Here is a 22750-nt window from a genome sequence, read left to right on the forward strand (position 1 = left end):
TTGTTATCTATTATTAGAAGTGTTGTATTCGATTTGTTTTAAGAAATCGTGATATCTAGTGATGTAACTGAAGAGCAATAATAATTTTAATATATTTTCTCCTGTGCAATCCCACCGCATGTTGGATTTGGGATGTTTAGTTAGAAGTATATTTACTTTGGATTTTTTTGGAGGATCAGGGAATTATCTTGAGTCTGTCCGGTTACTCGTGAAGATATTGACTGTTTGGCGTGAATTTAACTGATACGTCTAAAATGAAAATATATATATTTCTTTAAATTGTTCGCCATGTTTGAAGTTTACTTAAAACACCAATGCCAAGGCTCATATTGAAACCCGCTACTATTCCCCGGCGGGTAAGACATGTGAAAGCCAAATCGCCCTGCATTGTTTTGCAACCACGCAAAGGCAGCGGTGGTGTCAAAAGAAATTTCCAGCTCCGGGTCTTCTGGCGTGGCGATGTCTATCGCGCGGCCAGTGTGGTGTTCGCTGTAGCCGGGTGGGGCGCAGACCAGTAATACATCTTTGAGTTGCTGGCCCTCAGCCAGCTTGTCGCTGATGATCTCGGTTTGTCTGGCGATGCTGCGGAAGGCGGATATCATCAGCAGGGCGATGCCATCCTCGCTGGCGGCAGCCTTCATGGTTTGCCAGGCGAGCTTGGTTGCAGGTGTCAGCAGGTATTGCCTGCCATCTTCGCCGGTTTCTGCCAGTACCAGTTCTGTGGCTTCTTGTTGCAATAGCAGACCACGCTGTTCCAGCAGTTGGAGTGGGATGGTGAAGTTTGCAGCCTGGCTGACGACCATATTTATTTTGCCTTCAGGTTTGCAAGCAGGGTGTCGAGCATGGCGGCGGTTTCTGCATCTGGCATGCCGTCAAATTTTGCTGGCCTGTACTTGGTCTGGAAAGCGACCAGCACACTGCGGGTGGTTTCATCGAGCAGGCCGGTTTGTGGGATGCCATAGCCGTATTGTGCAAGCTTTTGCTGGAACCATTTGATGTCCGGTAACTGTAATTCATAAGCTGTCATGCGTTGTGCAACTTCGTCTGCCTTGGGCCAGGGGATCAGGCCAGCATCGGCCAGTTGCTTCCATGGAAAGAGCGGCCCTGGGTCTGACTTACGCAGCGGGGCGATGTCGGAATGGCCGAGTATGTACTCAGGGCGTATCTGGTAGCGTGCCGAGATATCTTTGACGAGGGCAATCACGCGGTCTATCTGGGCTTGCGGAAAGGGGAAGTAAATCCTGCCTTCTGGCGTATCCTTGAAACCGAGATTGACGATTTCTATGCCTATGGAGCTGGCATTCAGACGGCTATAACCTTTCCATTCACTGAGACCGGCGTGATACGCCATGTGATTTTCCGGTACCAGTTGCCAGACCTTGATCGGGTCTTCATCACCGACCAGGTAATTGGCGCTGACGGCTTGCTGGCTGAGCACACGCAAAGACGTAGGCTGATCCAGTGCGGTGTAATGCAGGATGATGAATTGCACGCGCTCTTCCTGGCTCTTGGCAGAAATAGTGGTATCGAGTTTGCCCATGGGGCCTACGGTGGCACAGCCACTGATGAAGAGACTGACAGCAGTAAACAAACTATATAGCGTGATTTTTTTCATGGTAGATTTTTGAGGTGTCGGGCAGCGAGCCGTGCTGCGGAAAAATGTGCCTGGCAAGTACTTTGGCGCAAGGAGATATCGGGTGCTAAATTCTGGCGCAGGGATTCTACGATGGCCGGATGCAGGTCTTGCACACGGCCACCAAGTGCGATGGGTTTGGTGCCAAATCGGGCGCACATGGCCATACCCAGGCGGGCCAGCTCCTTGCCTGCATTTTGCAAGATGGACATGGCGACCGGGTCACTGTAGGCGGCAGAGGCGACGGCCAGTGCGAGTTTGCCTATGTCACCTCGGCTGCGGTGATAGATAAAGTCGCGCGATATATTCCAGTCATTACCACCGATGAGCTTGAAGATACGTATCGCCATTTCTGAATTTTTCCACTGACCCGGATTTTCATCTTCGGCACGCCAGAGCTTGCTGATGGCTTCGCGTGCTATCCAGAAGCCGCCTCCGGCATCATCAAGCAGGTAACCACGGCCACCAGCCCGGTGAAACTCACCTTCGGCATCAATATAGGCCGCGATAGAGCCAGTACCTGCATAGATCAGATAGCCAGTGCCGGGTTTGAAAATATCGAGATAGGCAATTTCTATATCATTGCTGACCAGGATATGTTGCTTTTTCAAGTCAAAGCACTCAGCCAGCATATCTGGCAGGGTCTGTGAATCGCCGCCGAAGCCGGTGATGCCTGCGCGTATGCTGCCTACCTGGCCATGGCTGCCAGTGGCAGCTGCGAGGCTGGCAAATATTTGGTGCACGGCTTCTCTTCCTTCCGGGCTGTCTGTTTGCAGCGCGGTCAGGCCTGCGGCCGTGCCGCTGGCAAGGATCTGCTCATCCTGGGTCGCCAATGCCCAGCGTGTCTGTGTGCCGCCTGCATCTATGCCTAGCGCAATGTCTGTGGTTTGTTGGGCCAAGGTCGCTTGCTGGTCAGGTGACATGAATACAGGTTTCTGTTGATTTTGGTGAAACATCGTCGAGCTGAATTGCAATAACTGGCAGTTGTTCGTTTATCATAGGGCGCTTCTGGCGCTGGCAGCGAATGAAAAGATACATCCGGCTTATAACTTTTTGCTATGAAGCTGCAGCAAAATTTCAATCGTAATCCCAGTATTTTACTGGGAAGATGATCCAGGCCTTACCATTCAAGAAAAAGATAAAAATGACAAGCGAGACAGTTACTGCAGTCAAAAAACCTGAAGTTCCTGCGGGCGGGGTCTGGCGCTGGATACCCTCATTGTATTTCAGCCAGGGGATTCCTTACGTCGTGGTAATGACACTTTCCGTCATTATGTACAAAAATCTCGATATTTCCAATTCGGACATTGCATTATATACAAGCTGGTTGTACTTGCCTTTTGTGATCAAGCCGTTCTGGTCTCCTTTTGTCGATATGTTTAAGACCAAGCGTTTCTGGATTGTTACGCTGGAGCTCGTCATAGGTGCGATGTTCGGGCTGGTAGCCCTGACCATACCCATGCCCGGTTTTTTCCAGGCGACGCTGCTGGTGTTCTGGCTGTTGGCGTTTAGTGCAGCCACCCACGACATCAGTTCTGACGGTTTTTATATGCTGGCGCTGGAACAGTATCAACAGGCCGCTTTCGTTGGTGTGCGCAGCATGTTTTTCAGGATGTCCATGCTGACTGGACAGGGTGCCCTGGTTTATCTGGCTGGCACACTGCGCGACATGACTGGCGATGCCAGGTTTGGCTGGATCGTGGTCTTTTGTGTGCTGGCTGTGATGTTCATCAGCTTGTCTGCCTACCATAAATGGGCCTTGCCACGCCCAGCCAGTGATACGGCGCATGGCGACCCTAACCAGGTAGTGGCAACTTTCTTTACGATCTTTGGCAAGTTCATCAAAAAGAAAAATATCTTGCTGACGATCGCCTTCCTTTTGCTATATCGCTTTGGTGAAGCGCAACTGGTCAAGATGGCACCACCGTTCTTGCTCGACAGTGTCGATAAAGGCGGCCTTGGTCTTTCGACCCAGGCGGTTGGTATCGTATATGGCACCATGGGCATGATAGCGTTGACCATAGGTGGCCTTGCCGGTGGTGCACTGATTTCGCGTTTTGGTTTAAAACGCATGCTGTGGCCGATGGCACTGGCGATTAATGTGCCGCATCTGGTATATGTCTATCTGGCCTTCGTACAGCCAGATAATATCTACCTGATTGGTGCTGCAGTCGCCATAGAGCAAATGGGTTATGGTTTTGGCTTTACCGCCTATGTGCTGTATATGATCATGATCGCTGATGGCGAACACAAGACCGCGCATTATGCGATTTGTACGGGCTTCATGGCGCTGAGCATGATGCTGCCAGGGATGTTCAGTGGCCGCTTGCAAGAGAATTTGGGCTATGCCCATTTCTTTGTCTGGATATGTATCGCTGCCGTTCCTACCTTTGTTGTCACAGCACTCATTAAAGTAAATCCGGCCTTCGGCAAAAAAACTGAATAGAGGCTGAATAAAATATGAATAAAACCGCTTATCCCTATCATTTTCAAAGTAGCAGCTACAGCTCACCACAGCCTGGCAGCAGTGTCATTATCACTGGTGCCGTGCATGGCAATGAAACCTGCGGCACGCAGGCAATCCGCCGCGTCATTGCAGAACTCGAAGAGGGCAGGCTGCAATTGCTGGCTGGTCGATTGACGCTGGTACCGGTGTGCAATCCGCTGGCCTACAAACTTGGGCAAAGAGAAGGCGAGCGCAACCTGAACCGCCGCCTGATACCAACAACTGATGTGCAGGAATTTGAAGACCATGTAGCAAACTGGTTATGCCCGCTGATGGCCCAGCATGATGTTTTGCTAGACCTTCATTCTTTCCGTGGACAGGGCGAACCCTTTGTCCTGATAGGACCAGAAAATAATCGTGGGCCCATAGAATCTTTCAGCCATGAAAAACAGGAGCTGGCCATGGCCATGCGCCTCGGCGTACATCGCCTGGTCGATGGCTGGCTGGGCACTTATGCACGTGGCGTACAACGCCGCCAGGAGAGGCTGGCGCATGATGCGGATTCAAAAACCGTGGCAAATGCAAATACGCAGTTCGGCGTCGGTACCACAGAATACATGCGCTCAGTCGGCGGTTATGCGATGACACTGGAATGCGGCCAGCACCTCGACCCGCAAGCGCCAGCGGTGGCTTATACCGCCATCGTCAACAGCCTGCGTCATCTGGGTGTGATCGCCGGTGCAGCGCCAGAACCTGTGGAACAGATGGAAGCACTGCGCATCTATGATGTCATCGACAAACTGCATGATAGTGATAGTTTCGTGCGCGAATGGCGCAGCTTTGATGAATTGAAACAAGGTGAGCTGATAGGCAAGCGTGCCGATGGTACTGAAGTCAGGGCAGACCAGGATGGCCGCATCATCTTCCCTGACGCGGGCGCCAGTGCTGGTGAAGAATGGTTTTACCTGACCAAGCCCAACCCGCGATTGGCCCTGGCCGGATCTGGAAAGTCGATAGCATGAGTTTGCGTTTCCTTTGTGCCGCATTGCTGGGTGTATCTGCCCTGGTCAGCATGACACCTGTACATGCCGCAGCCAGTACAGAAAAAGTCTTGCGCGTGCTGGTGACGACACCAGAGAGTAGCCTCGACCCGGCAGTGGCATCTGACGTACCCTCAGTCAGCATCAACGAAAATATTTTTGAACCCATGCTGCGCTATGATTACCTGGCGCGGCCTGTCAAACTCAAGCCAAATACCCTGAAAAGCATGCCAGAGATACTGGATCAGGGTAAAACCTATGTCCTGCATCTCCAACCAGGCATCATGTTCACACCTGACCCTGCATTCAAGGGCAAGCCCAGGGAATTGACGGCAGAAGATTACATCTACAGTATCAAACGTATCTATGACCCTACGGTCAAATCACCCTGGCTGTTCATGTTTGTAGGCAAGTTGCTCGGCGATGAAAAACTCAAGCCAGCCAAAGATGGCAAGAGCCAGGACTTCAGTCTGCAAACCAGCATACCTGGTTTGCAAGCAGTGGATAAATACACCCTGCGCGTGCGTCTGAATGCGCCTGACAGTAATTTTCTGTTCATCCTGGCGACTACCGCTACGGGCGCCGTGGCCAGGGAAGTGGTCGAGGCTTATGGCAACCAGGTCGGCAATTACCCCATAGGAACTGGCCCTTTTATACTCGGCCAGTGGCAGCGCAGTTTTCGCATAGAGTTACTGGCGAATCCGCAGTACCGCAAAGTCGTGTTCAATGATCAGGGTACGGATGACGTCACCAGGAAAATCGCCGCCAGCCTGACGGGGCAGACTTTGCCGCGCGTCAGCAAGGTAGAAATCAAGATCATGGAAGAGCAGCAGTCGCGCGTGCTGGGTTTCCTGAACCACGAATTTGATTATCTTGAACAAGTACCGCCACCGCTGTCAAACATGGTGCTCGATGATGGCAAGCTCAAGCCTGCATTACAGCAGCAGGGCGTACGCCTGTCGCTGTTCACGCCGCTGCAAACTTCTTATATGTGGATGAATATGGAAGACCCGGTGATAGGCGGCTATACCCCGGAGAAAATCGCCTTGCGCCGCGCCATTGCCCTCAGTTATGACAGCAAGGAAGATATCGCCCTGATGGAAAAAGGCCTGGCAATACAGGCGCAGTCTCCTTTGCCGCCAAATGTGCTGGGTTACGACGCCAACTATAAAACTCCGGTGCAATATGATGTAAAACTGGCCAATGCCTTGCTTGACAAGTTTGGCTACAAGCGCGCGGCAGATGGTTACCGCAGCCTGCCTGATGGGCAAGCACTGTATTTGCAAATGCATAGCCTGGCCAGCACGACTGGCCGCTTGCGCGATGAAGTCTGGCGCAAGAATCTGGATGCTATTGGCATTCACGTCAGCTTCAAGACTGACAAGCATTCTGAAATCTTGCGTGCTGCCCGCTTGGGCAAGGTGCAGATGACGGAGGCCAACTGGATTGCTGATTTTCCCGATGCCGAGAATTTTTACCAGCTTTTGTATGGCCCAAATGCTGGCCGTGCCAATTATTCGCGCTTCAACCTGCCAGCTTTCAACAAGCTGTATGAAGAAGCCATGCGTCTGAGCGACAGCCCGGAAAGAACGGCTATTTACCGGCAAATGGCACAGCTCATGCATGGTTACAGCCCCTGGGTGCCGCGCATACATCCGGTGACGGCAGATTTATCCCAGCCCTGGCTGCAAAACTTTTACAGACATCCAGTGGATTTTACAAGCTGGCGCTATGTTGATGTGGATGTTGCAGCCCGTAATAAAGTACTAAAATAATTTGTATTGATAGTCTGATGGAAGTTCAAAACCTGATCATTCCATCTGGTTATATGTCATCGGTAAGTTTTCATTGGCAGGTGCTGGTGACTCACCCTATGCTGCGATTATGAAAAACTCTGTTGTGTGGAGAATGTGTGCGTTGTGAATTGATTGCTGATCATCCTGATTTTTGCCGGCTCGACACCGTCAGCGGCATAGTTATCGATTTACGTTATGTCGGTGCTGACAATTTTGTCGGTCGTGAGTTATATGGTGATCTTGACTGTAGCTGGCTGCACCGCGAAGCGGTAGCTGCACTGCAGGCTGCGGTCAACTGGTTGCATGAACATCACCCTGACTTGCGCATCCTGGTACTGGACGCCCTGCGACCGCACCGCGTGCAGGAAATGCTGTGGCAGCACCTGGATGGCACACCCTTGCGCATGTATGTCGCCGACCCGGCACGGGGTTCCATCCACTCCTTTGGCATGGCGGTGGATGTCACGCTTATCGATGCCGATGGCAAGGAACTGGATATGGGTAGCGGCTTTGATGCCCTTGAAGAAAAATCCCATCCTGCACTCGAACAAAGAATGCTGGCGGAAGGCCAGCTCACCCAGCACCAGCTGGACCAGCGCGGCATATTGCGGGCAGCAATGGCACATGGTGGTTTCAGAGGCATCAATAGCGAATGGTGGCATTTCAATTGTGGCGACCCGGTGGTCGTGCGTGAAACCTATTTGCGCATAGACTGAGGATGAAGTCTTATCCTGTTCGATATGTGCTATTGCTTTTATCCTTGATGGCAAGCACGGCCATGGCGCAAGTCAATCCGGCATCTGAACAACTGGTAACGCAGCAATTGGCTACGATTGTCGCGCAGCCAGATAAAGCGCTTTCCAGCCTGTCTGTACTGGCAATCAAGGCTGGTAAAGTCGTTTATCAGCAACAGTTTGGTCAGCGCTATATAGACCTACAAAACCCCGCCAATAGCCTGTCTGCTGACAGCCAAACCCTGTTTCGCGTTGCATCGGTCTCCAAGATGGTGGCGGCCATAGGTGCGATGTGCCTGGTAGAGCAGGGCAAGCTTGACCTGGATGCCGATATCAGCAACTACCTGGGTTTCAAACTCAGGAACCCGCATTATCCAGATAAAGTGATTACTACCCGCATGCTGCTCAGTCATACTTCATCCCTGCGGGATGACGGCGGCTATAATTTCCCGACAGATGTCAGCATGCAGAGTTTTTTGCAGCCGGGCGGCAAGAATTATGCGCAAGGTTTGCAATGGGCTGATCCGGCGACAGCCAAACCGGGAGAGAACTTTGCCCCTGGTTTTTATTTTGATTATGTGAATTTGAACTGGGGCGTGCTCGGCACTGTCATGGAAGCCGTCAGCGGCCAGCGCTTTGATCTGCTCATGCAAAATCTGGTCTTGCATCCCTTGCAGATAGAAGGCGCGTATCACCCTGAACTTTTGTCGGTAGATGCCTTGTCGCGGCTGGCTGTTTTATACCGCAAGCAGGCGAATGAAGTCTGGAATCCGCAAGGCCCCTGGGTGGCGCAGACAGATGATTTTCGCAATAAACCTCTGCTTAAAAGACAATTGGAAAACTACCGGCCAGGCACGAATGCCACCCTGTCCAGCCCGCAAGGCGGTTTGCGCATCAGCGTACAGGGTTTGAGCCGCATCATGCAGATGCTCATGAACGAGGGGGAGCTTGATGGCGTGCGTTTGCTAAAACCTGCCAGCGTCAGGGCTTTGACATCAGAGCAGTGGCGTTACGACGCAAAGACCCACAATGGTGATGATTACCGTGGCCTGTTTCTATCCTGGGGGCTGGGTTTTCAGCGTTTCACTGACACCAGCGCTGCGCATTCTGGCGACAGGCTGGTACAGGCCCGTCCTGCCTTCAAGCCGGTTGGCCATCTGGGCTTTGCCTATGGCTTGCAATCGGCCTTCCTGTTTGACCCGGCAACACGCAATGGCATTATCTATGTCATAGGCGGTGTTGCGGCTGACCCGGAAAAAAATCCTGGTATCTATTCCAGCCTTAGTATCTGGGAAGAACAGATACAGACATCGCTTTACACTCTGTTTTAGCTGGTACGGGCAATAAACTCAGTTCCAGCTTCCTTGATGCATTCTACAAATGCGCGCGCAGAGCGTGACAGTGGTGTAGATTTTACCGTCAATAAATATAAATCCACAGGTACATTCGGCGACAACGGGCGGCATTGTACTTTGCTATGGTCAGATGTGGCGGCAGTAAAGGGATCAATGACGGCTGCGCCAGCACCCAGCTCCACCAGCGTCCTGGCCAGCAAGTAGGTCTGCACTACGGTATAAGAAGTAAAGCTCAGGCCCTGCTCTTCGCAGGCATCCATGACGCGGCTGACGAGATGGTCGTCAAGGTCCAGCGCAATCAGGTTCTTGGGCAGGTCGGCAACGGGCAGGGCAGTATTATCCAGGTTCTTTGCCCAGCTACCCAGCGGTGCGATGGCAGTCATGCTGCCGCGTATCAAGGGCTCAGATGCGATATTCGGGTGGCAGGGGTCGTACAATGACAGCGCAAAATCTACGTCGCCGAGCAACAGGGCATTGACGATTTCGCTGGTGTGATGGGTCGCCAGTGTGCAATGCACATTGCCAAATTTCTTGCGCCAGGCGGCCAGTGCGGTGGGCACTACCGTAATCGACAGGGTCGGTGTTGATGCCAGCCTGACTGCCTCGTCAGGATGATTTTTCAAGTTGCTGGCCAGCCTGCGTACTGATTGCAAATCACGGTTCAGTTTATCGACTTCAGCAAACAGCTTGTGCGCTTCTGGTGTCGGATGCAGCTTGCCCTTGATGCGCTCGAACAGTTTCAGGCCCAACTGTATTTCGCAATGCTGCAAGACCTTGGTCGCGGCTGGCTGTGAAATATTCAACAATTGTGCAGCACCGCTGATCGTGCCTGCCTGCATGATGGCATGAAAAACTTCGATATGACGCAAACGCATGGTGAAAGTCCATTCAGCAAAAATCGAGCTTGATTGTAACGCCTGACAGGGGATGTTGTCGCGCTTATTGCCGCGGTTTGTGGCTTGCGGCTTGTGGCTTTATGGTCTGCTATGCAGGGCAAGACGCAGGTCGTCACCGCAGGCCAGCAATTTGGCATGTGCGGCTGTCACGCTGATGTTGCTCAGGATAGCCAGTATCGCCGTCTTGACGTGGAAATCACATTCTTCCAGTATGCGGCGGCAATGTGCTTCATCCCGGCCAGTCGCATGCATAGTCAGGGCAACGGTGCGCCTGAGCAGTTTGACATTGGTCGGTTTGACATCCACCATGAGGTTGCCATAGACCTTGTGCAAACGGACCATCAAGGCGCTGGAAAAACTGTTCAGGGCGACTTTTTGTGAGGTGCCTGCTTTCAGGCGGGTACTGCCTGAAATCACTTCACTACCGGTATCCAGGGTGATACCTATCTCGGCCTGCAAAGTCACAGGTGCGCCAGGATTATTGGCAAAGCCTATGGTCAGGGCTCCAGTCTGGCGCGCAGCCTGCAAGGCACCCAGTACATAAGGCGTGGCACCGGATGCGGCAATCAGCATCACTACATCATTGGCCGTCAAACCCAGTTCCTGGATTTCTTTTGCACCTTGGTCAGCATTATCTTCTGCACCTTCGACCGCGACAAACATGGCTTGCTTGCCACCTGCCAGCAAGGACAAAGCGCGCTCGTTTGGCCATGAGAAGGTTGGCAATAATTCCACGCCATCCAGCACGCCCAGACGGCCAGAAGTGCCGGCACCCACATACACCAGACGGCCACCTGCGAGTATGCGTGGCGCGGCGGCATCCACAGCCGCCGCGATTTGTGCCGCGGCCAGGCTGACTGCACGTATGGCATTGAACTGATCATCAATGAAGGCATCAACCAGTTGCGTGGTCGGGTATAAATCCAGTCCGGTGTGGTTAACGCTTGGTGCTTCTGTATTCAGCATGGCTTGATTCCTTTTCTTTCATTACCTTATGTCCTCTGCCCGCAGAGTACAAATGAAAGCTGATACCCGGCCCATAACTTCAGGTAATGCATGCGGCTGCATGAATTATTTGCAGATGCTCTTTGATCAGCTTATGCTGGCTTATCGTTAAAGCACAGATAAACAATGCAAATAAGAATGCAAATTCTTCGTCGTCACTTGATATTGATACTGGCTGCCAGCTTGCTGCTATCCGCCTGCCAGTGGGGCTGGTTGCAAGGTGGTGATACCCGCCATCAATTGATCATCTCAGTTCCTGAACAAAAAATGGTGTTGCTGGAGGATGGCAAGCCAGTCGCAACCTATGTCATTTCTACCGCCAAACGCGGTATAGGCGATATGCCAGACAGTTATATGACGCCGGGTGGCCGCATGCAGATCGTCGAGAAAATCGGGGCTGGCGTGCCGCTGGGTTCAGTTTTCAAAGACCGCAAGCCTACCGGCGAGATTGTGGCTGCAGACGCACCTGGGCGTGACCCAGTGGTGACGCGCATACTGTGGTTGCGCGGCACCGAAGTGCGCAACCGCAATGCCTATCCGCGCTTTATCTATATCCACGGTACGCCACAGGAAAGCCTGCTGGGCACACCTGCCAGCTATGGCTGCATACGTATGCGCTCGGTAGATATTGCTGAATTGTTTGAGCGGGTGGGGGTTGGTGCGGTGGTGGATGTGCTTGAACAGCCGGCAGGTAGCACAACATCTTGATTGTTTATTTGGAAATATCTTTCAGGATTTACAATTTGATGACAATTTGAGTACATTTTTGAGCTGATTCAGGATGAGGCCGGGCGTATCATGATCAGGTGTTTCTATTCTGACAGCTTAATTGAAAGCTCAATATGCGTCCTACACTCCTATGCTCAAGCTTGCTACTTGCTCTGGTTTCTGCCTGTGGCGGGGCAGGCACTGCAGCCACCGCCAACATTCCTGATACCAGTAAACCCCAGGCTGTCAGTACAGCCAAATCCACGCTGACGCGCAATGTCGCCCCGCAAGCCAGCGACGCTGATCTGGCCGCCGCCGTTGCAGGAAATACTGAGTTTGCTCTCAAAATCCTGCCATTGCTGGATCCGCAGGGCGATAGCAATCTGGTGTATTCACCGTATAGCCTCACACTGGCACTGGAGATGGCAGCAGCCGGTGCCAAGGGCGATACCCTCAGTGATATGGAAAAGGCCCTGGCTTTCCAACTGCAGCAAAGCCGTTTGCAACCTGCCTTGAATCGCCTTGATTTACTGCTGGCAGATAAAACCTCGACCGCAGCCAAACCAAATGCGCAATTACCTAATTTAAACATTGCCAATGCCCTGTGGGCACAGCAGGGTTACAGCCTGCAAAGCAGCTACCTTGATGCACTCAGCGTGAATTTTGGTGCTGCCGTGAACTTGCAGGATTTTGTCGGTGCTGCAGAGCCCTCACGCCTGACAATCAATAACTGGGTGGCAGACCAGACCCAGCAAAAAATCAAGGACTTGATACCTGCCGGTGGCGTTTCATCACAGACCCGCGTGGTGCTGACAAATGCTATCTGGTTCAAGTCAGACTGGGCGCAGCCATTTACCAAAGAGGCGACGAGAAACCAGGATTTCACTGACCGTAAAGGTAGCGTGAAAAATCTGCCTTTCATGAATCTGACCAGCAATTTCCCTTATGTGCAGGGTAAGGGCTATCAGGCGGTGGAACTGCCCTACATCGATAACAAACTGGCCATGCTGGTCATCGTGCCTGATGCGGGCAAGTTTGACAGTTTTATCCAGGGTTTGAGTAGCACTACTGTCAGCGACATTACGACAGGCTTGAAAGACAATTACGTTGCCTTGAGCATGCCCAAGTTTAACTTTAGTGCCAGCCCGGCGATGAATTCCAGTTTGAGCTCTCTGGGCATGGGCGCTGCATTTGATGCAAGCAAGGCAGATTTTTCCGGGATAAGCGGTAACCGCGAATTGTCGATTTCTGGTGTCGTGCACAAGGCCTTCATCAATGTTGATGAGAAGGGCACAGAAGCTGCCGCTGCTACGGGTGTATTGATTGGTGTCACCAGTATCAATGTGACTCAACCCTTGAAGCTGACACTGGATCGTCCTTTCCTGTTCATGATCAGGGACAGGCAGACTGGTCTCATCATTTTCATGGGTAAACTCATGAATCCTGCTGCGAGTTAAAACGACATACGCAAAACCGCCCCAGCTGCGTTGCAGCTCCAGTATTTGTAAAATTCGGTACTAAAGTACTGTCTTCGTCGCTGGCGCCTTGCTGGGACAATTTTGCGTAAGTCCTGAAATAGAGGCATTAATTTTGGTCAAAAAAATCCCCTGGCATTGATTGATGCCAGGGGATTTTTGTTTTAGCTCGTTACTATTCGTTTTACTTGAACTTGTAATTCGCCAGTAAAGTAAATGCACGGCCACGTGGGTCAGCTACGCGTGGTTCCCAGGAGCTGCCTGCACCGGTATTGCTGTCATAAGTGATGGCAAATGGCGGGTCGGTATTGAAGATGTTTTTCAAACCGGCAGTCAGTGTCAGGTTCTTGATGCCGCTATAAGTCACACTCATGTTGTAGATGATGTAGGCTTTGACATTCGGATTGTAGTTCGATGGCATGACCAGGCCATTCTGTACGCCAGGCAAGACCTGGTCTTTGTAGCCAGCACGGTAAATCTGCGTGAAGGTACCTGTCCAGTCACCCTGGGTGTAATTGACAAAAGCCGTGTGCTTCCATCTCAGACCAAGGTCACCGGTGAAGGTGAAGCGGCCAACTTCGCTTTCGCCATAAGGTGCGTTAGCCATAGGGCGGGATTTTTTCTCCAGTAAATAAGAGCCATCCAGACCGGCAGCCCATTTGCCATTGAAAATTGCACCATTCGCTTTGGCGCCAACTTCCACACCACGGGTGATGCTGGAACCGGCATTGACCCAGCGCTGATCAACGAAAGCCAATGCGCCTGTGCTGTCACGCAAGAACTGATCCCTGAACAGATCATAGTTTTGCAGCATCGTGGTCAGGTCTATGGTGGTGATGGAATTTTCCTTGCGGATTTCCCAGATATCGGCATTGGCACTGAAGTTACTGCTTGGGGCCCACACCACACCTACCGTAGCTTGTTTGGCTTTTTCAGGGCCCAGCGTGGTTTTACCGCCAGTCAGGATATTCGGCGTGATGGCGGCACACCCAGGCTTGCTGCTATCGACCTTCAGCGTTGGGCAGGTGGCCGGATCGGCCAGGTCTTTACCGGCGTAAGGTGAGTCAGTAATACCGTTAAACAACTGGTTGAATGACGGCGCACGGAAGCCTGTGTTGTACGAACCACGGAACAGCAGCGTATCTGTCGGTGTATAACGGAAACTTACCTTGGGATTGAAAGTGCTGCCAAAACCAGAGTAATGATCCTGGCGGCCTGCAACGGTGACTTCCAGTGATTTCAAGACCGGTACCAGTACCTCGGCATACACGGCGCGTATGTCACGGCTGACTTTAGGCAAGGCATTGCTGTCATCAAATGGCGCATTCAGGATGGCAGGGCGGACGCTGGATGCTCTTGCGTCGCCATTGAAAGTATATTCTTCCTTGCGCAAGTCAGTACCTACTGCAGCCATGACAGCACCGGCAGGCAATTGCCAGATTTCGCCAGACAATGCGGCATCAGCCTGGGTCAGCGTCGTTTTACCACCGTACAGTGTGACACCTGCGGCTGAGGTGCTGTTGATCAGGTCAAGCGCAGCTTGCGATTGCTTTTCACCAGGCTTCAGGAAAGGATTGATGATGCCTGTACCCAGGGCATTTGCCAGCGCGACGGTGTAGTTATAGCCAGTGCCCAGTTTGGATTCAGACTCACTATAGGCACGCGACAGGCCAACGCGATAATCCCATTTTCCTATCTGTCCATCAGCACCCAGTTGCAGGCGGCCAGCTTCTGTACGGGTAGAGATTTCACGGTTGCCGCATTCCATACAACGCCAGCGGTAGGCAATAGGCGCACCGCGATTGGCTTCTATGCTGGGGAATACTGCCACGATGGCATTGAATACATCGTTATAGGCAGAACCTGTGCTTGGATAAAATGAAGACGCAGGGAAGTTGGTGCCCGGCGATACCTGGTTAGGTGAAAAGCGTTTTGACACTTCAACCTGGGAGCCAACTGCTTCGGCAAATAACTGGTGTGTGCCTATCTTGAACGTGGCACGGGCGACAAAGTTATCGTTCTTGACAGGCTGTTGCAGCACCGCAGCGCGGCCTGTGTCCCAGGCGCAGGCATATTTGGAAGATGCCACATCCCACAGCTTGGCATCATATGCCGCCATGCCATCGACAGCGCTACAACCTGCACCACCCGGCAAGTTCAATACGTTGATGGCATTCATGACCTGGGTAGTACCAGGGAAGACCGGGCCACTATTGCTCTTGTTGCTGAGTATAGTGTTTGCCAGTGAGGTGGCAAATACAGTCGCATTCGGTGTACCACGGGTATCTACCGACAAACCACGGTTGGGCTGGAAGGTATTCACAAAATCACGCTGGTCGCCACGCAATGCATCGTTCTCGCTGTGGGTCGCTGTCAGCAGAACATTGTAGTGATCATTTTCGAGGTCACCAAAGCCACCAACTATGGACATGCGCTTGATATTGCCGCCACCTTGCTGGGAGATATCGGTGAAGGCCTGGGCTTCCAGACCATTGTAATTCTTGCGCAGGATGAAATTGATGACGCCACCAATTGCATCGGTACCGTAGATCGCAGAGGCTCCATCTTTCAAGACTTCGATTCTCTCCACTGCAGCCATGGGGATGGAATTCAAGTCAACTGCCGAACCCTTCATGCCATGGGTGGCAACGCGACGGCCATTCAAGAGCACCAGCGTGCTGTCAGCACCCTGACCACGCAGGTTGGCGGAAGATGCGCCGTTATTACCGCGCTGGGCACCGGAGGTAACGTCAGCGTTACTGGCCAGATTGTCAGAGCCATTGCCATTGATATTCAGGTTGGCGATAAATTGTTCGGCAGTGACGATGCCCGCAGCTTCGAGTTGCTTGCGGGTAATGACCTCAATCGGCAAAGCACCTTCGGAGGCAATACGCTTGATGCTACTACCGGTAATTTCTACCCTTTGCGGTGATGGAGCAGGTTGTTCCTGCGCCTGCACCCATCCGCTGGCACCTGCAGACATGCCTATCAGGGCGATGCACCTGGCTATGGTCTTTAACTTCACTGGTCTCTCCTTGGGTCGTACGACATTGATATTGTGAGCTCGGTATTTGTTTATGCTCAATTCTGGTCGCTGCTTTGAATTGATATAAATTTTATGTGTATGTTTATATGTTCCAGACTAGGGTTTTGTCACAATACGTGACAAATGAAAATATCATGACGGGCGATAACCAAAAGATATGGGGTTTGCCATGGCTGACGTGTTAGCCAGTGCGGATACTGATTTCACAGGAAAAACCGCGCGTACGCCAAAGAAAAATACGTATGGACAAGACTGTTCATACGTATCTAAAAACCACACTTGCTGGTTGGATTTATGTCAACCTGACTTCAGGGCGGGCTATAACTGGCACGCACGCCTTCTACTCCGGTACGGCTGATGGCTGACACCGTGACTTGCCGGATAGCCCCTAGCTGAGGGTCATCGCTGATGTCTATGCTCATGTTCTGGGCAGGCACCACAGAGAACAGCCATTGCTGGTCTGTACGCTTCCAGATCGCCAGCAAGCGGGTGTTGCTGGTATAGCTCAGTTGCACGCGTAATGATTTCTTGTCGGCACTGGCTTCCAGCACAGCGCTGGCAGGTGGGCTGCTGTCCAGCCAGGGGCTGGCGGGGACCAGCGACTGGGACGTGTATTTCTCGCTCGCCAGTCGTTTGCGTATGTCTTTGCGGTTCTGGTTCAGCGCTGCCATGCTGAAGTGGATATGGCCATTACCGGCCTTTTCACGCAAGGCATCGACCTGGTTCAGGATTTCATCAGCAGGCCAGGATTTGTCTGTATTGTCTATGCGGCTAGTATATAAACCCGGCCAGATATGCTTGCCAGTGGGGTTCTGGGCCAGCCAGTAATCATGCAAGACCTTGAAAGCTTGCGGCCCCTGGTTGATCGGCCAGTAAAGTTGCGGCGCCAGATAATCGAGCCAGCCTTTGGCCAGCCACAGTTCTACATCTGCATACAGCTTGTCATATTGACTGAAACCGGCAATGCCGGGTGGTAAGCGGTCTGGCCTGCCTATGCCAAACGGGCTGATACCAAATTTCACCCAGGGTTTTTCCAGATGTACGCGCTGGTTGACTGCTTCTACCAGGCGGTTGACATTATCACGGCGCCAGTCGGCACGCGCCAGTTTGCCGCCAGACTGCAGATAAGCTACCCAGGACGGGTCGTCAGGGAAATCCTGCTCTGCGCCATTGCTGCCCTTGACTGGGTAAGGGTAGAAATAATCGTCGATATGGATGCCATCGACATCATAACGGCGCACCACGTCACTGATGACATTCAGGGTTTGCTGCATCGCCAGCGGTTCACCCGGGTCCATCCATTGCAGGTCACCATAATTCTTCACAACTTGCGGTGCCAGCTTGCTGATATGGTTGGTCGCCAGCGCCATTTTGGATTGCGCGGTGCGGGAACGGTAGGGGTTGAACCAGGCATGCAATTCCAGGCCGCGTGCGTGAGCTTGCTCCACCCAGAATTGCAGAGGGTCGTAATAAGGTGAAGGTGGCCGTCCTTGCTCACCGGTCAAAAACTCTGACCAGGGTTCTATCATGGATGGATAGATGGCATCCGCCGCCGGGCGCACCTGCAAGACGATGGCATTCAGTTTCAACTGCACCGCATTGTCGAGTATGGTGAGGACTTCGTTCTTTTGTTTTTCTGTGCTCAGGTCACGGCGTGAGGGCCAGTCTATATTCGCTACGGTAGATACCCAGGCAGCGCGGAATTCACGCGGCAAGGGCGGCGCGTCTTTGACTTGCACAGGGTAATTGACCAGAGCATTTTGCGGGATGATGGTCAGATCGACTACGACAGGTTTGGGCTGGGGCTTTGCTGGCGGCGTTGCTGTAGTACAGGCAAGCATCAGTGCACACGCAGATGCGGCCAGCGCAGGCAACTTGAAACCTTGAAGAGCAATTTTCAAATTAGACAAAGTAAAAGCAGGTCTTGACGTGGGGGGTAACGAAAACATGGATAAGCCGGACTAATAATGCAATAAAGAGCGAAAGACCTGAGATGCTACTGCATTACACTTTGACAAACCAGCGTTTCTTCCACATTGCCCAGGCGATCAGCAACATCAGCAGATTAAACAGTATTGCATACAGCAGGGAGGCATTGACGGCATTCATGGGCAGAGCCTTGATCGGTGCATAGATAAACGCCTGCAGGCTGGGTTTAGTGCCATCTGCCTGATCTACATGGATAAACCCCAGCATTTTGGCAATCAGGCCAGACAGGGTGAACAGGAACAGGGCATTCATGCCATACATGACAAAGGGATGACAGAGCTTTGCCATGGACTTTTTTAGCATGGCTGAGGGATTGCCATCCAGCAGCCAGTAAAAACAGGCAAAGCTGATCAGTGCCCAGCCTGTCATGAAAATACTGTAAGAGGGTGTCCACAGGCTTTTATTGATGGGCATGAACAAGGTATCCAGTACCACACCAATTGCCAGGCAAGCCAGGCCTGTGACAAAGAACCAGGCAGTTTTGGTAGCAGCATCCTGCTTGCTGCTGAGCCAGCGTCCGGCCCATGCACCAAAGATTACACTGCAGACGGCGGGCAGGCTGCTCAGCACGCCCTCAGGATCCCAGGTTTTTGCGCGTTTCCATAAGTGCCCGTCGAGCAAGAGCCGGTCCAGCCAGGCACCGGCATCGCGCCCCGGTTCCAGTATGCCTCTTGCCCAGACGCCGTCAACATCCGGTACAGATACGGCTAACATGAGGATGGAATATACGGTGAAGAGTATGCCAGTCCAGATTGCCTGCCATTTCCAGCCACAATAAATCAGTATTGGCGCGGCCAGCAGAGTGCACAGGGCGATGCGCTGTAAAACGCCAGGGATGCGTACAGACTGGAAATCAAAGCTGGGTATCAGGTTCAGCGTCAGGCCAATCAGGAATATCCAAAAAGCCCGTTTGGCAGTTTGCCTGAACAACTGCCCCTGGGCATAGCCAGACATCAATTTCTGATGCAACGAGATATGCAGAGAAATGCCGACGATGAACAGGAAGAAAGGGAAAATACAGTCAGTAAAAGTCCAGCCTGACCAGGCGGCATGTTCAAGTGGTGGGTACAATTGTCCCCAGTCACCCGGATTATTCACCAGGAACATGCTGGCAATGGTGAAGCCGCGAAATGCATCGAGTGACAGTAGTCTTGATTTATTCATCGCAATGGGTAATGCCAACTAAACACCAGCTGAAAAAAAGGGCGCTTGCGCGCCCTTGAAAATCTCGTTCGTCTTGGGGGAGTCATGAGAGTTAATCCAACGAGGAAAGAAGGATTACATACATCATAGACACTAATACCAGTTAACTGCGATTGACTTTTTATTCATCAGATATAAGCCTGGGTTATTCGCTGCCTTTACTGGTTTTGGGTTTCTTTCTGTAAATCAATATTTTCAACAGCCTGCCTGGCAGCAAGGCCAAAAGTATTTATTCTTTTGTCGTTTATCTATACCGGAAAAGCTCCAGGCAAGCTTTAAGTTGCCTATAATCCAATATTAAAGTGCAGTTTTATTGTAGGCGTTTTTATGAGTCAAACAAGTCAGTTACGCACTTGTATCGTTTTTCTTGATAAGCACACAGATGAATACCACTGAATCAGACAATCGTGGAAATAGTAAAGAGCTCAAACGCCAGGCAGCCTTAAAGTTGCTGGAAAAAACCGGCATCATGCGCAGCAATTATGCGCCACCTTACTTGAGGCTGTTGTGGCGTATGGGTTTTGATGTTCCGCCGCCACACTTCGCCCAGTTCTGGCAAAACGCGCTGTTTTCTGGCAGCTTTTATGCCATAGGCTGGGGCGCATTGATGTACTTTTTTGTCTGGTCCAAAACGGCCATGTCAGCCACTGCCATGCTGAATTCCGCAGGGATTGCCGGTATTCTGTTTGGTCTGGCCCTAGCCAGCTATTATGCGCATGGCAAACGCAAGCATGGGCTGCCATCCTGGCAAGAGTTCAAGCCTGACAACCTCGCCTGATGGATGATGATTGATGATGGCATGAAGTATTTTCTTTCCACTTTGCTGTGCAGCTTCACGCTGCTTGTCTGCACAACTGTTCAGGCTGCTTCAACGCCAGTTCGTGCGGCGGTGACGGCATCAACAGCGCAACAGACAGCAATGCAGCTTGAGCTAGAAAGGCTGATCGCACAGTTTAGCGATGGCATTGCAGAAACTTATAGCGAAAACCCTGCCCGTATCGTCTATGGAAATTTGTTTGGCGACCATCAACATGACGCTGTTCTGCTGTTCAATCTCGAAGGATATGGTGGCGGCAACCATCATGCAGAATTCATCGCCTTTTTTACCGAACAGGAACAATTTGAAGTAGCCGGCAAACATACCAGGCCCTATCTGCTGGTGGCTGTTGCCAAGCTGGGGGAGCGTGGCTGGCGCTCCTTTGACTTTAATAGTGTCAGCATCAATCAGGGCTTCGTCACTCTGAAGGGCAAGGAAATGACTTCAGGTGATGCCATGTGTTGCCCGTCGCTGACGATTACCCGCAGTTTTAGTGTCGATGAATTTGATCACATTATCGAAAGCAAAGACGGGAAAGTGAAGCGCCGCGCTATTCGTCCATAATTACACGTCCATAATTATTCGTTCATAACTACCCGTCCATCAATTTTCTGTTTTAACTTCACGAAGTCCAAATTTCACACATTCCAATTTCTCGCATTTTTCTCGCATTTAAACCTCTCACATTCATATTTCTGCGCTTTAATCTGAATAAAGCGCATCAGTTTTAAATTTCCCGAATGCAAAATAAGACAGCATGTTTGAAATAACAACATAGTGCTTGTAGTGCTTATTGGATTGCAGGATACTTGTAAGCAGACATTTCAGCCGCAGTTTTTTGCGCGCATCTTCAGCACAGAATTCGATATAAAAATAGAAGTCGACAAGCAATATCAGCACAATCAGCATAAATCAGTACATCGCGGAGGCTGGCCAGGCTCCGCACATAAAAAACTTGGTATGGCACGACTCAGTAACTGGGAAATCTTAGTATGAGACCGTTGAAGAACAAGCACGTCAAATCCCGTCTTAGCCTCAGCCTGCTATTCGCCATGGCATTGGGGCTTAGCCAGCCACTGGCGGCGCAGGATACCGATAGCGTCATTGGGCGTTTTGATATCAGCCGTTACGATGTCAAAGGCAATAATTTGCTGAGTGCTGCTGCACTCGATAGCCTGCTGGCACCATATGCCGGCAAGGGCCGCAGTTTTGCCGATGTGCAAAGGGCACTCGAAGCACTGGAAAAAGCTTATCGCCAGAAAGGTTACAGTCTGGTGCAGGTGGTCTTGCCTGAGCAGGAATTGAACCAGGGCGTCGTTAAATTCATCGTCGTGCAGGCACGCATTGCCAGTGTCAGTGTCAAGGGCAACCGACATTTCGACAGTGACAATATCAAACGCAGCCTGCCCCAGTTGCGCACAGGTGATACCCCCAATATTAAAAAGCTGTCTGAGAGCCTGAAGACGGCAAATGAAAATCCCGCCAAAAAAACCAGTTTGCAATTCGAGACATCGAATCAGGAAGGCGAAGTCAATGCTGTCCTGAATGTCACCGACAGCAAACCCTGGACAGTTGGGGCAACTGTGGATAATGCCGGTGACAGCAATACCGGCAAGTCACATCTGGGCTTGTTGTTCCAGCATGCCAATGTCAGCGGGCATGATGATGTACTCAGCCTGCAATACACGACCACCCTGCAAAAACCGAGTAAATACGCGGTGTTTGGTGTTGGCTACCATTTGCCACTGTATGAACGTGGTGACAGTGTGGATTTGTATGCGAGCTATTCGAATGTTGATTCAGGCTCAGTCTCGGCTGGTATCTTTGACCTCAATGTCAGTGGCCGTGGTTCTGTCGTAGGCGGGCGTTATAACTTCAATCTGGGCCGCAGTGAAGATTTTGATTCGCGTCTGAGCTTTGGCTGGGACTATAAGGCTTTCAAGAACAATGTGGCCCTGCAAGGCATACAACTGGGTAATGATGTCACTGTCCACCCCATCAGTATCAGCTATGCCGCCAGCCTGAATTCCACGGCAGGTGAGACAAATGCCTATGTGACAGCAATACACAATCTGCCCGGCGGTGAAAAGGGCAAGACCGAAGATTTCCAGCGAGTGCGCAGTGGCGCGACTGCTGGTTACAGCATCCTGCGCTACGGCTTTGGTTATAGCAAGGTATTGCCAGCAGCCTGGCAATTGAAGCTCATGCTCAGTGGTCAATATACGAGGGACAGCCTGGTCCCGGGTGAGCAGTTCGGTGCCGGTGGTGCCAGCAGTGTGCGGGGCTTTACTGAACGGGCGCTGGCCAATGACTATGGCACTCTGATCAGTGCAGAAATTTATACCCCTAACCTGTGTGCCGGTTTCAGTGCCAGTTTTACCCAATGCCAGTTACTTGGCTTTTATGACGCTGCCCATCTGTCGCGTAACAAGGCGCTGCCTGGGGAGCAGAGTTCGGCTTCCCTTTCCAGTGTAGGCATAGGTGTCAGGCTGGCCATGTCGCGCATGATGTCGCTGCAGATGGACTATGGCAAGTCGCTGCATGCGCCGGATGAATTGAGCAAAGATGACAGGCGTTTGCATGTCAGGCTGGGCATCAACTATTAAT

The 22750-nt window shown here is 51.7% G+C and carries 18 protein-coding genes; 10 read left to right on the forward strand and 8 right to left on the reverse strand.

Going from position 1 to position 22750, the window contains the following annotated elements; translation table 11 throughout:
• Window positions 1-299: 299 nt before the first annotated feature.
• From ACO0LL_RS15800 to ACO0LL_RS15810, 3 genes are read right to left on the reverse strand one after another with little or no spacing between them, the layout of a single operon-like run.
• Entirely contained in the window at window positions 300-803 is a 504-nt protein-coding gene (locus ACO0LL_RS15800) for a M15 family metallopeptidase (protein WP_422951806.1), read from the reverse strand.
• A gap of 2 nt (window positions 804-805) precedes the next feature.
• Complete coding sequence (locus ACO0LL_RS15805; RefSeq protein WP_422951807.1) at window positions 806-1615, reverse strand: N-acetylmuramoyl-L-alanine amidase; 810 nt, start codon at window positions 1613-1615, stop codon at window positions 806-808.
• Complete coding sequence (locus tag ACO0LL_RS15810) at window positions 1612-2589, reverse strand: N-acetylglucosamine kinase (protein ID WP_422951808.1); 978 nt, start codon at window positions 2587-2589, stop codon at window positions 1612-1614. Before ACO0LL_RS15810 ends, ACO0LL_RS15805 begins: the two co-directional genes overlap by 4 nt.
• Window positions 2590-2777: 188 nt before the next feature.
• Here ACO0LL_RS15810 and ACO0LL_RS15815 point away from each other — a divergent pair, with 188 nt between their 5' ends.
• The 5 genes from ACO0LL_RS15815 to ACO0LL_RS15835 all read left to right on the forward strand — a co-directional run bounded on the left by ACO0LL_RS15815 (window position 2778) and on the right by ACO0LL_RS15835 (window position 8980).
• Window positions 2778-4079: an MFS transporter gene (locus ACO0LL_RS15815; RefSeq protein ID WP_422951809.1), complete on the forward strand. Its 1302-nt coding sequence runs from the start codon at window positions 2778-2780 to the stop codon at window positions 4077-4079.
• Between the two features lie 14 nt (window positions 4080-4093).
• The gene (locus ACO0LL_RS15820) at window positions 4094-5101 is read left to right on the forward strand and encodes a succinylglutamate desuccinylase (RefSeq protein ID WP_422951810.1); all 1008 of its coding nucleotides are present in this window, start codon (window positions 4094-4096) and stop codon (window positions 5099-5101) included.
• On the forward strand, window positions 5098-6894 hold the full coding sequence (locus ACO0LL_RS15825; RefSeq protein ID WP_422951811.1) for an ABC transporter substrate-binding protein: 1797 nt from the start codon (window positions 5098-5100) through the stop codon (window positions 6892-6894). Before ACO0LL_RS15820 ends, ACO0LL_RS15825 begins: the two co-directional genes overlap by 4 nt.
• A gap of 137 nt (window positions 6895-7031) precedes the next feature.
• Window positions 7032-7631, forward strand: coding sequence for a M15 family metallopeptidase (locus tag ACO0LL_RS15830; RefSeq protein WP_422951812.1), 600 nt, complete (start codon window positions 7032-7034; stop codon window positions 7629-7631).
• Between the two features lie 2 nt (window positions 7632-7633).
• Window positions 7634-8980: a serine hydrolase domain-containing protein gene (locus tag ACO0LL_RS15835; protein ID WP_422951813.1), complete on the forward strand. Its 1347-nt coding sequence runs from the start codon at window positions 7634-7636 to the stop codon at window positions 8978-8980.
• Here the strand turns inward: ACO0LL_RS15835 and ACO0LL_RS15840 are convergent.
• Window positions 8977-9879 (reverse strand): LysR family transcriptional regulator, encoded by a 903-nt coding sequence (locus ACO0LL_RS15840; protein ID WP_422951814.1) that lies wholly within the window; start codon window positions 9877-9879, stop codon window positions 8977-8979. The genes ACO0LL_RS15835 and ACO0LL_RS15840 overlap by 4 nt on opposite strands.
• Before the next feature lie 99 nt (window positions 9880-9978).
• Entirely contained in the window at window positions 9979-10866 is an 888-nt protein-coding gene (locus tag ACO0LL_RS15845; protein WP_422951815.1) for an N-acetylmuramic acid 6-phosphate etherase, read from the reverse strand.
• 177 nt (window positions 10867-11043) lie between these two features.
• On the opposite strand from ACO0LL_RS15845, the gene ACO0LL_RS15850 reads away from it, so the two are divergent.
• Both ACO0LL_RS15850 and ACO0LL_RS15855 read left to right on the forward strand, forming a co-directional pair.
• Window positions 11044-11613, forward strand: coding sequence for a L,D-transpeptidase family protein (locus ACO0LL_RS15850; protein ID WP_422951816.1), 570 nt, complete (start codon window positions 11044-11046; stop codon window positions 11611-11613).
• 134 nt (window positions 11614-11747) lie between these two features.
• Entirely contained in the window at window positions 11748-13070 is a 1323-nt protein-coding gene (locus tag ACO0LL_RS15855) for a serpin family protein (protein ID WP_422951817.1), read from the forward strand.
• A 202-nt stretch (window positions 13071-13272) separates the two neighbouring features.
• Here ACO0LL_RS15855 and ACO0LL_RS15860 read toward each other — a convergent pair whose 3' ends face one another.
• From ACO0LL_RS15860 to ACO0LL_RS15870, 3 genes are all read right to left on the reverse strand, one after another.
• Complete coding sequence (locus tag ACO0LL_RS15860; RefSeq protein ID WP_422951818.1) at window positions 13273-16113, reverse strand: TonB-dependent receptor domain-containing protein; 2841 nt, start codon at window positions 16111-16113, stop codon at window positions 13273-13275.
• A gap of 329 nt (window positions 16114-16442) precedes the next feature.
• Complete coding sequence (locus tag ACO0LL_RS15865) at window positions 16443-18035, reverse strand: glycoside hydrolase family 10 protein (RefSeq protein WP_422951819.1); 1593 nt, start codon at window positions 18033-18035, stop codon at window positions 16443-16445.
• A 103-nt stretch (window positions 18036-18138) separates the two neighbouring features.
• On the reverse strand, window positions 18139-19287 hold the full coding sequence (locus ACO0LL_RS15870; RefSeq protein ID WP_422951820.1) for an acyltransferase family protein: 1149 nt from the start codon (window positions 19285-19287) through the stop codon (window positions 18139-18141).
• A 421-nt stretch (window positions 19288-19708) separates the two neighbouring features.
• Here ACO0LL_RS15870 and ACO0LL_RS15875 point away from each other — a divergent pair, with 421 nt between their 5' ends.
• The 3 genes from ACO0LL_RS15875 (at window position 19709) to ACO0LL_RS15885 (ending at window position 22749) form a co-directional block, all read left to right on the forward strand.
• On the forward strand, window positions 19709-20104 hold the full coding sequence (locus tag ACO0LL_RS15875) for a DUF6404 family protein (protein WP_422951821.1): 396 nt from the start codon (window positions 19709-19711) through the stop codon (window positions 20102-20104).
• A 21-nt stretch (window positions 20105-20125) separates the two neighbouring features.
• Entirely contained in the window at window positions 20126-20707 is a 582-nt protein-coding gene (locus ACO0LL_RS15880; RefSeq protein WP_422951822.1) for a hypothetical protein, read from the forward strand.
• 428 nt (window positions 20708-21135) lie between these two features.
• A complete protein-coding gene (locus tag ACO0LL_RS15885; RefSeq protein ID WP_422951823.1) occupies window positions 21136-22749 on the forward strand; it encodes a ShlB/FhaC/HecB family hemolysin secretion/activation protein in 1614 nt (537 codons plus the stop codon).
• Window position 22750: the final 1 nt, after the last annotated feature.

The organism is Undibacterium sp. TC4M20W (genome assembly GCF_049340245.1).
Taxonomy (GTDB): domain Bacteria; phylum Pseudomonadota; class Gammaproteobacteria; order Burkholderiales; family Burkholderiaceae_D; genus Undibacterium.